This is a genomic window from Sporofaciens sp. St.21A7, assembly GCF_059728535.1.
In genome coordinates, this window is record NZ_BAAGFN010000001.1 from 231,096 (window position 1) to 246,027 (window position 14,932).

General features: G+C 46.1%; 14 protein-coding genes. 9 read left to right on the forward strand and 5 right to left on the reverse strand.

Annotated features, from left to right (window positions below; genetic code table 11):
- Positions 1-20: 20 nt before the first annotated feature.
- From AC6I3O_RS01195 to AC6I3O_RS01210, 4 genes are read left to right on the forward strand one after another with little or no spacing between them, the layout of a single operon-like run.
- Positions 21-176 (forward strand): hypothetical protein, encoded by a 156-nt coding sequence (locus tag AC6I3O_RS01195; RefSeq protein WP_497849419.1) that lies wholly within the window; start codon positions 21-23, stop codon positions 174-176.
- Entirely contained in the window at positions 169-1,020 is an 852-nt protein-coding gene (locus tag AC6I3O_RS01200; protein ID WP_497849420.1) for an ABC transporter ATP-binding protein, read from the forward strand. Before AC6I3O_RS01195 ends, AC6I3O_RS01200 begins: the two co-directional genes overlap by 8 nt.
- Positions 1,017-2,009, forward strand: coding sequence for an ABC transporter permease (locus AC6I3O_RS01205; protein ID WP_497849421.1), 993 nt, complete (start codon positions 1,017-1,019; stop codon positions 2,007-2,009). Before AC6I3O_RS01200 ends, AC6I3O_RS01205 begins: the two co-directional genes overlap by 4 nt.
- Position 2,010: 1 nt before the next feature.
- Positions 2,011-3,036 (forward strand): ABC transporter permease, encoded by a 1,026-nt coding sequence (locus tag AC6I3O_RS01210; protein WP_497849422.1) that lies wholly within the window; start codon positions 2,011-2,013, stop codon positions 3,034-3,036.
- A 162-nt stretch (positions 3,037-3,198) separates the two neighbouring features.
- Here the strand turns inward: AC6I3O_RS01210 and AC6I3O_RS01215 are convergent, their stop codons facing one another.
- Genes AC6I3O_RS01215 through aroF form a run of 3 tightly spaced genes read right to left on the reverse strand, consistent with a single transcriptional unit; the run spans position 3,199 to position 6,047 of the window.
- On the reverse strand, positions 3,199-3,942 hold the full coding sequence (locus AC6I3O_RS01215) for an SDR family NAD(P)-dependent oxidoreductase (RefSeq protein ID WP_497849423.1): 744 nt from the start codon (positions 3,940-3,942) through the stop codon (positions 3,199-3,201).
- A 20-nt stretch (positions 3,943-3,962) separates the two neighbouring features.
- Entirely contained in the window at positions 3,963-5,024 is a 1,062-nt protein-coding gene (aroB, locus tag AC6I3O_RS01220; RefSeq protein ID WP_497849424.1) for a 3-dehydroquinate synthase, read from the reverse strand.
- 9 nt (positions 5,025-5,033) lie between these two features.
- Entirely contained in the window at positions 5,034-6,047 is a 1,014-nt protein-coding gene (gene aroF / locus AC6I3O_RS01225; protein ID WP_497849425.1) for a 3-deoxy-7-phosphoheptulonate synthase, read from the reverse strand.
- Between the two features lie 558 nt (positions 6,048-6,605).
- Here aroF and AC6I3O_RS01230 point away from each other — a divergent pair.
- From AC6I3O_RS01230 to AC6I3O_RS01240, 3 genes are all read left to right on the forward strand, one after another.
- Positions 6,606-7,736 carry a transposase gene (locus tag AC6I3O_RS01230; RefSeq protein WP_497849426.1) on the forward strand — a complete coding sequence of 377 codons (1,131 nt, stop codon included), beginning with the start codon at positions 6,606-6,608 and terminating at the stop codon, positions 7,734-7,736.
- Between the two features lie 242 nt (positions 7,737-7,978).
- Positions 7,979-8,602 carry a 4'-phosphopantetheinyl transferase family protein gene (locus AC6I3O_RS01235; protein ID WP_497849427.1) on the forward strand — a complete coding sequence of 208 codons (624 nt, stop codon included), beginning with the start codon at positions 7,979-7,981 and terminating at the stop codon, positions 8,600-8,602.
- Positions 8,603-8,646: 44 nt separating this feature from the next.
- Entirely contained in the window at positions 8,647-10,446 is a 1,800-nt protein-coding gene (locus AC6I3O_RS01240; RefSeq protein ID WP_497849428.1) for a glycoside hydrolase family 2 protein, read from the forward strand.
- Between the two features lie 81 nt (positions 10,447-10,527).
- Here the strand turns inward: AC6I3O_RS01240 and AC6I3O_RS01245 are convergent, their stop codons facing one another.
- Positions 10,528-11,349 carry a hypothetical protein gene (locus AC6I3O_RS01245; protein WP_497849429.1) on the reverse strand — a complete coding sequence of 274 codons (822 nt, stop codon included), beginning with the start codon at positions 11,347-11,349 and terminating at the stop codon, positions 10,528-10,530.
- On the opposite strand from AC6I3O_RS01245, the gene AC6I3O_RS01250 reads away from it, so the two are divergent.
- Positions 11,321-12,235: an AAA family ATPase gene (locus AC6I3O_RS01250; protein ID WP_497849430.1), complete on the forward strand. Its 915-nt coding sequence runs from the start codon at positions 11,321-11,323 to the stop codon at positions 12,233-12,235. The two genes, AC6I3O_RS01245 and AC6I3O_RS01250, sit on opposite strands and share 29 nt — an antisense overlap.
- Entirely contained in the window at positions 12,232-12,711 is a 480-nt protein-coding gene (locus AC6I3O_RS01255) for an RloB family protein (protein WP_497849431.1), read from the forward strand. Before AC6I3O_RS01250 ends, AC6I3O_RS01255 begins: the two co-directional genes overlap by 4 nt.
- A 72-nt stretch (positions 12,712-12,783) precedes the next feature.
- Here the strand turns inward: AC6I3O_RS01255 and AC6I3O_RS01260 are convergent, their stop codons facing one another.
- Positions 12,784-13,494 (reverse strand): hypothetical protein, encoded by a 711-nt coding sequence (locus AC6I3O_RS01260; protein WP_497849432.1) that lies wholly within the window; start codon positions 13,492-13,494, stop codon positions 12,784-12,786.
- Positions 13,495-14,932 lie beyond the last annotated feature (1,438 nt).

A 14,932-nucleotide genomic window follows, 5' to 3' on the forward strand; every position in this document is an offset into this window, starting at 1 on the left:
GAATAGGAGGCGAATTTGAGATGTTATCAGGCATGGAATGGTATTGGTGGCTTCTAATCATAATCATATTGGTCGTCATAATTCCCTTAAAGGTAAAATGGGTAAAATGGTGGAGCCGCCGCCAGCAGGAGAAACAGAATAACCGGCGTGGGAAATGGGGTGATGAAGATGATTAATGTAAAGGACCTGACATTTTCCTACAAAAAGGGTAAACAGGCGTTGCACGGTCTTAATTTTACTGTAAACGACGGAGAGATTTTTGGGTTCCTGGGTCCGAACGGCTCCGGGAAATCCACCACCCAGAAGATTCTTACCGGAATACTGAAAGGGCATGGCGGCGAAGTGTCTTTGTTCGGGCAGGATATTGCCGGAGTACATACTCAGGAATTTTTCCAAAAAATTGGCGTCTTGTTTGAATTCCCATATCTGTATGCGAACCTAAGCGCAGTGGATAATCTGAATTATTTTTCTTCATTTTATCCCCGAAATCAGCTCCGCAATGTGGATGAATTACTGGATGAACTGGAATTTAAGAAAGATTTCCTCAAAAAGCCCGTATCCTCTTACTCAAAGGGGATGCGGCAGAGAGTAAGCATGGCGAGGGCGCTTTTAAGCAATCCAAAACTGCTCTTTCTGGACGAACCCACCAGCGGGCTCGACCCTTCCGGAGCAGTCCTGTTCCGCAGAATCATTGAGGAAGAGCGAAAGAAAGGGACGACCGTATTTCTGACGACCCATAATATGCAGGATGCCGACCTTCTTTGCGACCGGGTGGCATTCATAGCGGGCGGAAATATCGTTGCGCTGGATACGCCAGGACATCTGAAAGAACAAAACAGCAGCCAGAGTATTTTGGTCAGTTATCTATACCGGGGAAAACGGAAAGAGCGGACGATGGAGCTTTCGGAGATGGAAGGGGGCGTTCGGTTCCCCCATGACGAAATCCTGAGTATTCATTCGGGGGAGCCGACACTGGAGGATGTGTTCATCCAATATACAGGAAGGGGGCTGTCTGAATGAAAGGGTTTCGCGCTCTGCTGAAAAAAGATGTCTGGCTCATGGCGGCTGGGAAATTTTTCCCCATGTCGCTGGTATTTTTAATTCTCTACACTTTATATGTCAATTTCGGGTACGTCAGATTTATGGAAGAACCGATATACCAAGTATATCTGTACGACCCTCAAGGAACGCAAGGGGATGCTTCCCGGCTTTTGCATCGGGTGGATTCTTTGGAAGAAATGGACGCGGCTCTTTTACATGACGCAAATGCTGTCGGCATTGACGCAAGTACCGGGGAAGCACAGCTTATATTATATGGACGAACAGAAGAAATTGACCGCCACCGGGCTGATTATGCCCTTTCCCTTCTTGAACCGTCAGGAAGCGAGCGTGCCAAGGTCATCGGTTCCAATACGCCGGAGCAGAAAGCCAGGAAAGAGATTACCTGTGAATTGCTGTTTTTTGAGATTGCAGCCGTTGGGTTTCTGGGGATTGCCGCGATATTGTTCAAGGAAAAGAGTATGGGAGTCATCCGTGTCCATGCCGTCCTTCCCATACAGAAAAATTTGTTTTTATTGTCCAAGCTTTTGTTGTTCCTATTGTGTGATTTGATATTTGCCCTGTTGCTTACATTGCTGGGGGTAGGGGTTAGGGATGCGGTATCTCTATTGCCGCAAGTTTTGCTTCAGACGGCGCTTTTGTCCCTTATCATGGCGTTGACCGGGCTGGTATGCGCCCTGCTTTTGAAAGACTTCCGACAGTTTACCCTTGCGTATCTGGTGATTGCGATTTTTGCGGCAACGCCTGTGTTCTTAGTGGCAAATACAGCGGTAAAATTGGATTGGATTCGCTTTCATCCCTTCTATCACATTTACATGGGATTAAAAAATGCATATTTTGAAATGCAGGAAGCAAATATTGGTTACTATCTGGGGTGCCTGGCCGGGATTGCGGTCTTGTTTGCCGCAGCGCGATACATGTTCGGCAGGGAAATGAGAAGGGAGGGGTAGTATGAAGGGTCTGCGTTATCAATTAAAAAGTGTGCTTCATGATAAGTTCTGTCTCATGACCTTTTTGCTGCCTGTGATTGTAGCGGCTGCGCTTGGTCTTGCCGGACAGATTGATTTTTCATCGCTGGGAGGAACGCTTTCTTTTGGCGTGTTGGAGGAGGGGATTTTATCCCATACTGCCGCATGGCTAAATCGCTACGGAACGGTTATGGTCTATCGGACGCCGGAGGAACTGGCGGATGCGGTGAAGGAGCCGTCAACGAACCTGATTGGCGTAGAGACAGCGGGGAATGGTATCAGGACGATGGTGTCCGGAGATGAGCTTGAGATATACCTAAGGACTGCCGACACGCTGCCTGTGCTTTATGAAAGGAGAAATCAGGCGGCAGAGGCGAAGGTTCAGATTTTGGAGCGTCCCGGCGTGATGGCGGGGCTTGGGGATATGTTTGCGGCAGCCATATTGATTGTGGCTATGTTTATGGGATGTACGTTTAACGCTATGAACATGATTTCCGAAAAGGAGGACGGCGTGGCTTTTGTCAACGAGATTTTGCCTATGACCCGCAGACAGTATATCGTGCAGAAAATCAGTGTGGGATTTATCTTCGGATGTCTGTCGGCAGTTCTTACGGCTTGTATTTGTTTCCGGTTTTCCTGGAAAAATATGTTCCTAATGCTGGCATTGATTGTTCTCTCGGTGTTTGTCTCGGCGCTGGTGGGGATGTTGATTGGCGGGGCGTCGGAGGGACTGATGACAGGTATGATCGATATTAAGGTGGTAATGCTGCTGTTCATGGCTGTGCCGATTTTGGACTTTATCTTGGGAATCAGCCAGCCGGTTCTGTCGGCAGTCTGTTATCTTGTCCCTTCTCAGGCGACGTTTGAGGGGATTCTGGACTTATCGGCAGGCGGCGGGGCAAAAGCGGTGAAAGATATAGGGATTCTTGCCGGGCATTGTGTGGGGTGGTCTTTCCTCTACATGTGGGTATCCGGGCGGCGCAGTCAATACCATAAAAGAGCAATTTAAAAGGACTGCATATTGGGAGGAGTGCAGTCCTGAGGAAAAAGTTATGAAAAAGAATTTTGTTGTTCGTGTTATCGAACAATTATAGTATAATCGGAAACTGTGATAAAAGTATGTTAAAAATAAGAATTAATTGTAAACAAATCGAAAACGAAATTTGAAGTATCAAACGGTCGTGAACAAATCAATGGATTGTCCTGTCATGACCGGAGGCGCATCGCACAGCAGGTAAACGATTGCCTTTGCCACATCAGCCGCGCTGCCCATCTTTACATTGTCCTGCCCGACGGAATGGTTATACACCCGTTGGCCCGGCGTATCTACGATTCCGGGCGATACGGCGTTGACCTGAATACCGTATTCCTGCGTCTGGATGGCGGCGGTCTTGGTCATGGTAATGATGGCGCCCTTGGCTACGGCATATGCGCCCATCTGAGAGGCAATCCGTCCCATGCGGGAGGAAACGCTGACGACTTTCCCGCCTTTTTGGGAAATCATGACCGGAAGCACATGCTTCATGCACAAAAATGGGATACGGACATTGGTCTTAATAATCTGATCCCACTGTTCTTCCGACCACTCCCAGAGCTTGATTGCCTGATGTTCGATATTTTTGTAGACCTCAGACGGATATCCGCCTGCATTGTTCACAAGAATATCTATTTTTCCATACTTTTCTATTACCTCATCGACCATTGCCTGTACTTCCGTACCTATGGTAAGGTCATGGGAAAAGGCGGCGGCAGAACCACCCCTATCTTCAATCATTTTTACCGTCTCATTAAGGTCTGCCTGGGTTCTGGCAACGGCTGCGACTGCCGCGCCCTCTGCGGCGACGGCAAGCGCAGCCTCCCGTCCGATTCCCTTGCCGGCGCCGGTTATAATTGCAATTTTTCCTTCTAATTTCAAGATAGATACCTCCGGATAGATTATATATTTTTACCGTTTTGACCGAAAAATTCCAGTGTTGTAGGATGGATATAACTGTCTCCGATATCATGGAGCAGAATCACGTTCAGTTTATTGTTCAGATTCTTTTTATCTACGGCAATCCCATGAGTCAGTTTTGCCAGAGGAAGCCCGCATTCACAAGGCAGTCCATAAGTCTGTAACAGCCTGCGGATGCGTTGGGCAGTTCCGTCTGCGGTAAGCCCTGCGTCTTCGGAAAGCCTTGTAATCTGATACATACCGATTGCCACTGCTTCTCCATGGCTTTCCCGCTCATAATGGTAATACTGCTCAATGGTATGTCCCAGGGTATGCCCGAAATTCAGGAGCATCCGCTCTCCTGTGTCGAACTGGTCATGTTCGACCACCACGCGCTTGATATCCACGCATTTTTGGATGATGGCAGGCAGTTCTTCTTTAAGCTCTGAGAAGGAACTGTGGGATTCCAGTGCCTGGAACAGCCCGGCATCCTTGATGCAGCCATATTTAATGACTTCGCCCATGCCGTCATTGATGAAACGCAAGTCCAGAGTGTCCAGTACCATAGGGTCTATCAACACCAGTTTCGGCTGGTAAAATGCGCCTACCAGATTCTTCCCTTCCGGCAGGTCTACCGCCACCTTGCCGCCGACGGATGAGTCTACTTGGGCGAGCAGCGAGGTAGGTATCTGGACAAATTTTACGCCCCTTAAAAAACTGGATGCGGCAAAACCAGCTAAATCACCGATTACGCCGCCACCAAGTGCAACGATTAGGTCGCTTCTTGTAATCTTTGCCGAAAGCAATGCGGCATAGATGCTGGGAAGCGACTGAAAACTTTTGGTCGCTTCCCCATGGGGAAGTACAAGGCGGCTTACGTCATAGTCTGCGGATAGTTGTTCCGTAAGCTGCTGCCCGTAACGGGGGTAAACATTGTCGTCCGAGATGATCATGATCTTCCTGCCGGAAAATGTTTCGCCTATCAGTGGTGCTGCACGTTTCAGCAGGTCATTTTCGATATAAATGGGATAGCTGTCTTTTCCTAAATTTACGGTTAGTTTCATAGGCTGCTCCTAAATGTTCTTGCCGATTACTTTGGCAATCTGAGTGATTTCTTTGATTAAAGTGCCGTATTTATCTGGTTTTAGCGACTGGGCGCCGTCACATAAGGCGCACTCAGGGTTGTTATGTACTTCAATCATAAGTCCGTCTGCCCCGGCTGCGACGGAAGCCTTTGCCATTGGCTCTACCAGCCACCATTTGCCGCCTGCATGGCTCGGGTCTATAATGATTGGCAGGTGGGTGAGCTTGCGTACAACGGGAATGCTCTGGAGATCCAATGTATTTCTTGTGTAGGATTCAAATGTACGGACGCCCCGCTCACAGAGGATGACATTTTCATTGCCGGAAGCCATGATGTACTCTGCGGACATAATCCATTCTTCGTAGGTCGCGTTCAGCCCTCTCTTGAGGAGGATGGGGCGGTCTAACTGTCCCAGTTGTTTTAGGAGGTCAAAGTTCTGCATGTTACGCGCACCGATTTGGATTAAGTCTACTTTTTCATTAAAAATGTCTAGATAGTCCGGCGACATTAATTCTGTGACGATGGGAAGCCCGGTTTCTTTTTTTACTGCGCATAAGATGTCAAGGCCTTCCAAGCCTAAGCCTTGGAAGGAGTAGGGGCTGGTTCTTGGCTTGAATGCGCCGCCTCTCAGCAGGTTAGCTCCGCTTGCCTTGACTGCGTTTGCAATTTCAAGCACCTGTTCAAAGGATTCGACGGAGCAGGGACCGGCAATCATTGCAAGGTTTCCGCAGCCTACCTTGACGCCGGAGACATCGACGGAAGAATCCTCAGGGTGGAAGGCCCGGTTCACCAGTTTATAGGGTTCCTGGACGTGCATGACCTTTTCGACGGCAGAGTCCACTTCAAAGAGTTTGGAATCAATTCTTGTGGTATCCCCGATACACCCAATGATGGTCATGTCGGAACCTTCTACAATATGGGTGTCCAATCCCCTTCTTTTAACCATCTGCTCCACCCGGACAAGGTCTTGGTGGGTGGAACGAGGTTTTAGCACAATAATCATAATCTGTAATCCTCCATGTGTAAAATAATTGTCAGAATATTTATACTGTAAAATTTTAGCTGTTTAAAGTGTGAAACTAAAACTAAATTTTATACTACCGCATCAAAATCTGGTTGTCAACACTTTTTCCGCATTTTTTAAGAATATATACCCAAAGGGCATTCCGTAATACATGCCCCTTGCCAGCTTTGACGCTTAAAAAATTTTCGTAAAAAAACCTCCCATTTTACGGGGAAATACGAGATAATAGAATTAACGACAAACTATTTTTTCGCAGTACCCATAAAAGAGAGGAGGTTTTACCATGAAGCGAGAATAAAAATCACAAGAAAAGAAGCTAGGGAACACCTGGAACAGTTTCATCTTGCCTGCGAATTAGCCAAGCTGATCCGACACCATTTTCCAGATCTTTTGTCATTGTTAAAACAATTACCAGATCCCCGGAATCAGAGTTATATTACCTATCCGGGTGTGATACTTCTTATGACCCGTATTCTTTCTTCTCTATTTTACATCAGTAGTATGCGGAAAACAAGTGAAGAATTCAATTCGGAGATCATGATAAAAAATGTCTGGAGCTTGTGCAAAGAAGAAGCTGTAGTGGATGAATTGCCTTATTGGGAAACCATCAACCGGTATCTGGAAAAACTGGAGCCGAAAAATCTGCAGGATGTGATCAATTGTCTATGCCGCAGATGGTTGCGCAGCCGGGTATTTGAAGATATGCGTATCAGGGGAAAATACTGGCAGGTAATCATAGACGGGACGCAGCTTTGCAGTAGCCGTGGGGAATTGGACGGGAAGAGTCTGCACCGGATTCATAACAAAGGGACGGGAAAGGAGTACCAGGAGAATTATTATTATGTGTTGGAGGCGAAACTGGTATTACACCCGAAAATCCTCATCAGTATCCAAACAGAATTCGTAGACAATGAAGATGGGAAGGAGATAGAGAAGCAGGATTGTGAAAGGAAAGCGTGCTGGCGTTTGATGGAGAAGCTGAAAAAGGCATTTCCAAGGTTGCCAATCTGCCTGTGCGGTGACAGCCTGTATGCCTGTGAAGGTTTTTTTAAGAGATGCAAGAGAAAAAATTGGAAATATATTCTGCGTTATAAGGAAGGGAGTATCCCAACAATCGGAACGGAATACCGGAAATTGAAGGGAATAGAAAAGAATTATCAGGAACGCAAAAGAGAGACGGGGAAGGAATGGCATGATTACGTAACAGAGATAGATTATAAAGGGTATAAGGTGAATCTGGCAGAATACGGGGAATATCAAGAACAACTCAGTAAAAAGGGGAAGAAAAAAGGAAGAGCAGAAATCATTCAAAAAGAATTCTGGTTTCTGACGGATCTGCCTGTCACCCGAAAAAATGTGGCTGATCTGACGGAGAGGGGAAGGATGCGCTGGAGGATTGAAAATGAGGGATTCAATGCACAGAAGAAGCATGGATACTATCTGGAGCATCTGTACAGCAGGAATTACCAGGCGTTGAAAAACCATTATTACCTGATTCAGATTGGACATATGATCGGACAGTTCCTGGAGGCATGGGAGCGGATATGGAAGAAAGTAAAGCAAAGTTTGGAGCAAAAGCATAAGCGGATGATGGAATCCATGAAGGAACTGCTGCTAGAGAAATATAAGGAAGAGATAAATCAGAAGATACAGATACGGTTTATATAGAAAGCATTAGGGAGAGGTGGTGATGGAAGGATAGACGATAAAGAAAAAACGTACGGAAACAGGGCGTAGGGATTTTATGGCTCAAATCGGATGTTACGATAAATGGATGTGAGAAAATGGAATCCAATGTGCTCTAAGAAAGTAAACATAAATTTAAGCGTCAAAGCTGGCCCCTTGCGGGGCGGGTGGACTTTGTCCAGTAAGGTATGCTATAATAAGAAACATAGAGAGGAAGGATGTATATGGTAAGAGTATGGCTCGCAGATATTACGCCCTTAATGGAGGAGAGCGTATATCGGCAGTATTATCAGGAATTGCCGGGCTGGCGCAGGAAAAAAGCAGACAAGTACTGCTTTGCGAAGGGCAGGGCGGAGAGCGCAGGGGTATGGAGCCTCTGGAGACGGGTGAGGGCACAGTACGCACTTGGGGAAGACGCTGTGTTCAATTTGTCCCACTCGGGAGGTTATGCGCTCTGTGCGTTCAGCGACCAGCCGGAGGTTAAGGTGGGGTGTGACCTGGAAGAGATTAAAGAATTCCGGCAGCCTGTGGCGAAACGTTTTTTCTGCCAGAGTGAGTATGAGCATATTATGAGGAAGGAGGGAGAAGAACGGGTACGCATGTTCTATCGGTACTGGGTATTGAAGGAGAGCTTTATGAAGGCGACCAGACAGGGGATGGCGATGGACATGCGTTCCTTTGAGATTGGGTGGGATCAGGGAGATGAGCCTGTGCTGCTGCAAAGACCCGAGGAGTACCCGGAGGATTATATTTATAAAGAGTATGCAAAAGAGGCAGTCAACGCCAGGATTGCGGTCTGTACGACGGATCAGGAGATTGACAGCCGGCTTCATGTCCTGCGGTTATAGATAAAAGGCAAATACAGTGTTGGAAAAGCGGCAGGAGGCGTCGTATGAAAGGAAAGCAGTTGGAAACAAGGTGGGGGAAGCGGATTGACCGGGAACATGTTCTTATGGAATATCCGCGGCCGCTCCTTCAAAGAGAGAGTTATGTGAACCTAAATGGTTATTGGGATTATGGGATTACGGGGGAGGGGGAAGAACTACGGAAGTATGACGGGCGTATTTTGGTGCCCTTTTCCCCGGAGGCTCCTCTTTCGGGGGTGGGGAGACAGTTAAAGCCCCAGGAAACATTATGGTATCACAGGGCGTTGCCGGACGAGGTATGTCCTGTGGGCAAAATGCGGTGGATTCTGCATTTTGGCGCAGTGGATCAGTATGCTGTGGTGTCTGTCAACGGGAGAGCAGCCAAACGACATCTTGGCGGTTATCTGCCGTTTTCGGTGGATGTAACGGATTTTTTGAAGGAAACGGGGAATGAACTGACGGTACAGGTCAGGGACTACAGCGATGCGTTCTATTACAGCCGGGGAAAACAGAAATTAAAAAGAGGAGGCATGTTCTATACGGCGCAGAGCGGTATTTGGCAGACGGTCTGGATGGAGCTGGTGCCCGATGTATATATTGGAGAGCTTAGAGTGACGCCGTTGTATGATGAGTCGGCATTTTGCGTCAGGGTGGGTCTTGCGGGGACATGGAAGGCATCAAGGCAGCAGGATGGCAGCGGAATCAAACCAGAGGTGTCAAGACAAATTGTAATTACATTGTCGTCCGGAGAAATGCAGCCGATACAGATAGAAGGGCATGCGGGGGAGGATGTCCGGGTTCCGGTGCCGGATATGCATAGCTGGAGCCCGGAGGATCCATTTCTCTATGATATTGAGATTCAAGCCGGCGAAGATTTGGTAAGAAGTTATGCTGCTATGCGCAAGGTCAGTGTGGAGAAGGATGCAAAGGGCATCCCGAGGATATTTTTGAATAACAGCCCTTATTTCCAGCGCGGGGTGCTGGACCAGGGGTACTGGCCGGAGGGATTATATACTCCGCCCTGTGACGAGGCGATGGTTTCTGATATCCGCAGGATGAAGGAGCTTGGGTTTAATATGCTGAGGAAGCATGTGAAAATTGAACCCCAGCGTTGGTATTATCACTGTGACAGGATTGGGATGCTGGTGTGGCAGGACATGGTGAACGGGGGCAGGAGTTACCAGTCATGGTATGTGACATATCTGGCTACTGCTATGGAATATTTTCATCTGCGGATGCATGATTGTGCACTGTGGCTTCTTGGGAGAAAGGACGAGAAGGGGAGGCGGCAGTTCGTAGCGGAGATGCGCGAGACGATTCGGGTCTTGTATGGCCATCCGTCTATTGTGACATGGGTGATTTTCAATGAAGGATGGGGTCAGTTCCATGGGGAAACAGTGACGCAGATCGCGAGGGAATCGGACGGAACAAGGCTGATTGACCAGGCGAGCGGCTGGTTTGACCAAGGGGGAGGGGATATCAGGAGTATCCATGATTATTTCTTTCCATTGTATGTAAAGGCTGAGAGGCGAGCGACGGCGCTTACGGAGTTTGGAGGGTATTCTCTGTGTGTCCCGGGGCATCATATGTTCCGGAAGGTCTACGGGTATCGGATTTACCGGAAGAAATCTGAGTTGACCGCAGGATACCGGGAGTGGATAGAACGGGAAGTCCTTCCGAATATCCCAAGAGGCTTATCGGCTACTGTGTATACGCAGCTGTCGGATGTGGAGGAAGAGACGAACGGGATTCTGACGTATGACCGGGAGGTATTAAAATTAGAGGCGGAGACGGTACGGGAATTGAATGAGAAGATGAGGCTCTGACAGCCTTTCTGATAACCGGCAGGGCTGCTGCGCTAAGGTGAAATGAATTGCCTTGGGACGGCAGCCCTGTCGATGTCATGTCTAAACAACTGCCTCGACCAACAGCTTGTCTTCTAATATAATTTGCCGTATTCCCGTCTGTTTGCTCTTATTAAAATTAAAACTAAGCATATATCCCTTTTTCAGATGATAGTATTCCAGATATTCCAACAGTTGTTGTTCGCCCCGTCGGTTATATTCTTGTCCATGCCAGATTTTTACTTCGATAATGCTTTGAAGCCCTCGATAATCGATAATAATATCTGTCCGTTTTAAGTTCCGCGTTCGGGATTCTATATAGTAGTTCCCGCTTCCGTTAATAATAGGACGTAAAAACATCAGGAATATCCGTCTTCCGTTTTCTTCAATAAATCTGTCGTTTGCGCCGCCATAGATTTCTTCAAAAAATTCACAGAATTTTTCCATCACAAGCTCCATGTGGAGGATTCCACCTTTGATAAACAGGTTCTTTTCCATTTCTGCGGCTGTGAACATTTTGCTGTCAGTTTCATTTTCGGAGATTAGAAGATTGTATAGTTTCATTTCAAAAATTCTATTGGAAATGCTGACAATTCCTTTCTCTTCTTTTAGGAAACCAAACATTTTTCCGATTTGGATGCGATGGTTCTCCGCTTCATAGGCAAATTTTCTCCCATGGAATAAAATGTGGTATATCATTTCTTTTAATTCCGGATATTCTGAGAGTTTTTTGCTTAAATCGTCAAATAATGTGTTAGGAGTCTTCAAAAGTTCCCGGACTGTAGATGAATATCGGGTAGACGCGGAATGGCTGATGATATTGGGGAAATCTACATTTGAGCCGATTTTCCAGAGAATGACCGATGATAATGATGTGACATCCATAGAACTCTCTCGATATTTGGGCAAAAAGAATAGCAAAAAAAGATTTCTTGCCGAATTACTGAAAGAAACTATAAAAAAGAATCAACGTAATCAGTTATTCCTATACAAATTATCAGAAAATGGTTTTTCGATTGCGGAAAATATAATGGAATGGTTTTACAATATTCAGATTATTTTCCCGTCCTCTCGGGTACACATGCTTGAAATGAGATTAATGCAAAACGAGAATTTTGCCAGATTTTTATCGTCTAAATTAGTGAATTATGATACGGGCATTGATAGGATATTTGCTCAAACAAAAAAAGTACAATTGACGAATTTGTTAAAAGATATGGATATCCCGCAGCAAATAATAGATGAGATTACAGAAAAACGAGAAGGATTGGTTAATATTAATGGTCGTCTGTTCATTTTTAACGAAGAAAACGGAGAACCAATGCTGTGCGAAATGATATTGGAGCATTCTTTAGCAGGAAAAACTTTTCCGTTTCATAAGGATGAAGAATCGGACGGAACTCAAAGACTGCTGGATTTACTGCCTATTCTTTTTGGTCTTACTGCAAAAGCTTCGGTGTATTTTATAGACGAGATAGACCGATGTCTGCATACAAAATTAACAAGAACATTTATTAATGATTTTATTGCAAAAGAACATAAAAATCAGTTAATCTTCACTGCTCATGATATTAATCTGATTAGTTTAGAAGATTTAGCTCAAGATGAAATATGGTTTTTAGAAAAAAATAAACTGGGAGAAAGTTATTTGAAACCATTTTCGGATTATACGATACCCTCTGATATGGTGGACGGATATTCAAACGTTAAAAGTTACTTAGCAGGACGGTTTGGGGCTGTTCCTGTAATTAAAGGGGGATTTGATAAATGAAGTTATCGACCAGAACACCGATGATACCATGCCCAAAACGGGAGAAACGTCCTCGTAGCTCAAAAATCATATTTTTTTCTTGTGAAGGTTCTATAACAGAGGAAGAATATTTTCAAATTTTATCAGAAAAAGTATTTTCGGACATTTCAAGTCAAATATGTCTTGTATCTGCTAGAAAAGATTTTTTGAAAATTCCCCGGTCAGAACGGACACAGGCACAATGGAATGAGCAAAATAAATCGAGTCCTCAATATGTTCTAGAAAGGCTGGAGACATTCAAAAAAGAAAACGACCATATATATGAGTTTGATAAGCATTTGGAGGATGAATTTTGGATTGTTATTGATGTGGATGACCATATTGCGTCCAATAAAATTATTGAATTCAAAACAGTTCTTCGGCAGTGTGCGGCAAAAGGGGTACGATATGCCGTTACCAATCCGTTTTTTGAATTATTACCATTGGATAGGAAATAGACTAATTATTATATAGCAAGCCGGAAAGTTATTGCTCATGTTTGATTCCGGCTTGCTATTTGACCGGGCTTGTCAGCTCTCTTGTTCGGGTACTGCCGTATCCTCCGTGCCGCTCTCTTCCTCCGGCGTTTTTTCCTTATCTTCTTCAATCTCTTCCGCAATCTCTGCCATCCTAGAACCGATATCGGATGCAAGTAAGGCGGATTTCTTTTTCAGTTCAGACAGTTCTTCCTTCTTGAAATCGGAATCGATTAACCGCCCGGTGTCAAGGGAAATCTCGGACTCCAGAATCGTAATCCTGCGATCTACCTTCGTCTTGACCGAATCCAGCATATCAACATTCTGTACGTCGCCGGACAAAGTCACGATATCAGTCATGCGTTCGTTCTCCAGTTCTTCCTTTGTCTTAGGGGTATCGTCGGCGTTCTCCTTGTCTTCTTTCTTTTCGAGCTCCCTGGCCATCGCCTGTGTAATCTGTACATCGATATTCTCAAGCTGCTCGTCGTAGGCTTCTAATTGTGTCTTGATAGTCTCCATAGAAGCCCCTTTCTCGATTGTAGAGGCAATCAGAGAATTTTTGCGGTCGGTAATCTCCATCTTCTGCTTCATAAGGTTGTTAATCATATTCGCGCCTTTTCCTCTTGAAGACAGAGTAAATGTATCGCGCCGTTCTTCCTCAGAGGATTCTGCCTTACCGCCAACCTTGTTGGCTGCGCTTCGGTTTATCTGATATGATTGAAAAAGATTGTTAATCTGTAATGTTGGTGAAAAATTTAATCGCATGTGAAAATCCTCCTTATACAAATATATCGGAAGAACAGGAAGAAACTTTAAGAGTGTTGGGAAGTTTTATTGACTGGATTTTAAGTATTTGTTAGAATAAGCAAAGGGAAAAGTTTTGGTTTACCTGACAACAAAAGAGTTTACAATAGATTGGCAAAAGTCTGGTTCGTTAAGGAGGACGAGGAATGCAGGATTTAACGTTTGGAGAGCAGGTCAAGATTATCTTGAGCCGTAAGGATATGACGATTAAGGAACTCGCAAGGAAGGTAGAGGCGCGTACCGGGAAGAAGATGTCCCGCCAGAATCTGACACAGAGGCTTGGGCGGGATAATTTTCAGGAGCGGGATATGCGGATGATTGCAGAAATTCTGGGGTGTCCGTTTCAGTTGAATATTCTGGATGAAAGAACGATAGCAGAGAGCGAGACGCAGACAGGGCAGAGTGCAGGGACAGAGGCTTTCGCGGCAAGTGGGGCGGGGCAGTCTGAGGGAAAAGACTTGGCGGAACCGAAAGAGGCGGCGGCAGAAAAGGAGGTATCCGACAAGGCGGCGTCTGGCGAAGGCGGAGAAAAAGAGCAGCCGGAAGGAAAAGTGAAACCAAAAGAGTCCCACGTCCAGACACATGAGAGGGACATAACTATTGGGGAATTGGTGGATATCCATGAGGAACTGGATGCGTTGATGCAGAAGGCGGCAGGAGAAGCCAAAGCGGAGAAAGAGTTTGCGGGGAATGGCAAAGCGCCGGCTGTAGAGCGGGATATCAGGGACATCCCGAAAGAAGGGGATGAACATGGAAATTCGGCACATGATCCGGACGAGCATCCGCAAGGGAATGAGGCGGGGCATAACGAGGTGCATCCGCAGGAAAGCAGAGAGGGACATTTGGAAGGATATTCACAAGGAAGTGTTGCAAGCCATGTAGGAGAGCACCCACAAGACAATGAAGCGGGACATTTGGAAGGACGCCCGCAAGGAAGTGTTGCAAGCCATATAGGGGAGCGTTCCCAGGAAAGTAAGACGGGATACATAAAGGAAACCGGGCAGGAAAGCAAGGAAGGACATTTAGGAGAAACCGGGCAGGAAAGCAAGGAAGGACATTTAGGAGAACATGTACAGGGAAGCCAAGCCGGTCTTTCAGAAGGGAATCCTCAGGGAAGAGGAGCTGACTATCCGGATGAGAAGGTAAGGATAAAGGGGGCTGGTGAATCAGACGGGCAGTTATATGCTGGTGTGCAGGAACAATCGGAAGAATATGGAGGCAGGACACAGGCAATCTTTCCGGAAAGCCATGGCGAACGGGTGTATACGGGATATTCGGAAGATTATGGAGAAGGGAATAGAGCGGAATATCTAGGCGAGCCGGAAAGCGGGCATGTAGAAGAATTGCTGCAAGAGATAGAATCTTTGGAAAAGACAGAGAAAAAGGAGCCGGTGCAGGA